The sequence below is a fragment of the Photobacterium lucens genome (genome assembly GCF_009873615.1).
Taxonomy (GTDB): Bacteria; Pseudomonadota; Gammaproteobacteria; order Enterobacterales; family Vibrionaceae; genus Photobacterium; species Photobacterium lucens.
The window spans coordinates 1-447 of record NZ_SSMG01000233.1 but is presented as its reverse complement, the minus strand read 5'-3'; the positions used below and the strand labels follow the sequence as shown (position 1 = coordinate 447).

The window sequence follows — 447 nt, the reverse complement described above, 5'->3', positions numbered from 1 at the left end:
TTTACTTCATTGGGTAGGGGAGCGTTCTGTAAGCCGTTGAAGGTGAGTTGTAAAGCTTGCTGGAGGTATCAGAAGTGCGAATGCTGACATGAGTAACGATAAAGGGAGTGAAAAACTCCCTCGCCGGAAGATCAAGGGTTCCTGTCCAACGTTAATCGGGGCAGGGTAAGTCGACCCCTAAGGCGAGGCCGAAAGGCGTAGTCGATGGGAAACGGGTTAATATTCCCGTACTTCTTATAATTGCGATGGAGGGACGGAGAAGGCTAGGTGAGCCTGGCGACGGTTGTCCAGGTCCAAGTATGTAGGCTGATGGTTTAGGCAAATCCGGACCATCTTAAGGCTGAGATACGATGTCGAGTCACTACGGTGATGAAGTCATTGATGCCATGCTTCCGGGAAAAGCTTCTAAGCTTCAGATTATAAGGAATCGTACCCCAAACCGACACA

At 49.7% G+C, this 447-nt stretch carries 1 rRNA gene; it reads left to right on the top strand.

The features are described 5' to 3' along the window. Positions 1 to 447 (top strand): 23S ribosomal RNA (locus E5A76_RS10310); the annotation flags it as partial.